The sequence below is a fragment of the Bradyrhizobium sp. CIR18 genome, from assembly GCF_014198295.1.
Classification (GTDB): domain Bacteria; phylum Pseudomonadota; class Alphaproteobacteria; order Rhizobiales; family Xanthobacteraceae; genus Bradyrhizobium.
Genome location: NZ_JACIHF010000039.1, coordinates 1 through 1,467 on the forward strand (window position 1 = coordinate 1; position 1,467 = coordinate 1,467).

Here is a 1,467-nt window from a genome sequence, read left to right on the forward strand (position 1 = left end):
GGTCCCCGCAAGGACGGCCCATGTGGTGTTCATGTCTTCCTCCGAAGCCGACGAGTCTCATGGCTCGTCTTTCGCGGAAAAATATGACGAAGGGCACTTGACCGGTCAAGTGACGGGCACCTCGTGGCAGTGCTTGCTCGATGTTCGCTTCGGGTCAAAATCTGCCCTGCTTCGCTCGAATTGGACGCAAGTACGTCTCCAATCGTCTAAGAAGCGGACGTCGGATTGTAAGGTCGCTGGGCTGAACATGACCAGCCTCACTAGCTGAGGAGGTCAACATGACCGTTATCGAAAGCAACGTCCCCGCGGTCTCGAAGCACGCTCCTGGAACAAGGGGAGGATCGTCGGCGCCACGCCGCCGCTCCGTCCAAAGCACGTCTGGTCAATCCGAACCAAGCTCCAGGTCGAAGGCCGAACGCGCGATTTGGCAATGTTCAATGTCGCCATCGATAGCAAGCTACGCGGCTGCGACGTTGTAGCCCTGAAAGTTGATGATCTGGCGCCTGGCGGGTATGCGGCCGACCGCGCCGCCGTCCGACAAAAGAAGACCGGCCGACCAGTCAAGTTTGAACTGACGGAATCGACCCGGCAGGCGATCGACGATTACCTGCGGCTTACGGGCAAGAAGTCAGGAGAATATCTGTTCACTGGCCGGCGGCCGAGTGGCCATATGACGACCGCCAGTATGCCCGCCTCCTATCCCGCTGGCTCGCCGACATCGGACTGGACTCACACTTTTTCGGTACGCATTCCCTTCGCCGGACCAAGGCGACCTTGATCTATCGACGTACCGGCAATCTGCGAGCCGTACAGCTCCTTCTGGGGCATACGAAGATCGAGAGCACTGTTCGATATCTCGGCGTCGAAGTCGACGACGCGCTCGCGATAGCCGAACAAGTCGACATCTGAGTTCGGGGGCAGAGCAGACGTGCTCTGTCCTGCCCTCACAGACCGCTCGGGGCCAGAAGCGGACATAGAGCTGAGAGATATCAGATAAAGCCTTCGATGTATTCTCGCACAGCGTTTGTGTCGCCAGCGGCGGCAGCACAGATGCCGAAAGCGTGGACTTCATGAGGCAATGCGCTGCTTGGGCCATCGAGGATATCGGTCATTATCGACGAAACCGCCTCACGCATACGACCGGCGCTCAGAAGCGCGAGCGCGGCTTCCTTGCTCCGTTTAAGACGTTCTTCTCGCGTTAACATTGAAGGCGAGTGTCGGATCATGACGTAAAACAGCCTGTTCTTCACCGGGTTGGCAGTCAATCCGTTGTGAGTGCCAAAAAGCGACGGAGCCTAGCGCCCTAAGCTACCGCGCGGCGTCCGTGGAGGAAGCGTGAGCGGACCTCCGGCACATGCGACGCAACTTCGCAGATGGGCCATGTGTGGACGGCTCCTGGTTGGCAAGGAGAATCTTCACTTTGCGGCGTTGGTCGGAGCGGCCATGTGTTCGGCCTGTTTGCGCGGT

At 58.9% G+C, this 1,467-nt stretch carries 1 protein-coding gene and 1 pseudogene; one reads left to right on the plus strand and one right to left on the minus strand.

Annotated features, from left to right (window positions below):
* Positions 1-430 precede the first annotated feature (430 nt).
* Positions 431-909 (plus strand): annotated as a pseudogene (locus tag GGD65_RS40685) (tyrosine-type recombinase/integrase).
* An 80-nt stretch (positions 910-989) separates the two neighbouring features.
* On the opposite strand, the gene GGD65_RS40925 reads toward GGD65_RS40685, so the two are convergent.
* Positions 990-1,112: a hypothetical protein gene (locus GGD65_RS40925; RefSeq protein ID WP_283813765.1), complete on the minus strand. Its 123-nt coding sequence runs from the start codon at positions 1,110-1,112 to the stop codon at positions 990-992.
* Between the last annotated feature and the right edge of the window lie 355 nt (positions 1,113-1,467).

Excerpts from the sequence above, each read along its gene's own strand:
- GGD65_RS40925 (WP_283813765.1), bottom strand. The coding sequence starts at position 1,112 with ATGACCGATATCCTCGATGGCCCAAGCAGCGCATTGCCTCATGAAGTC.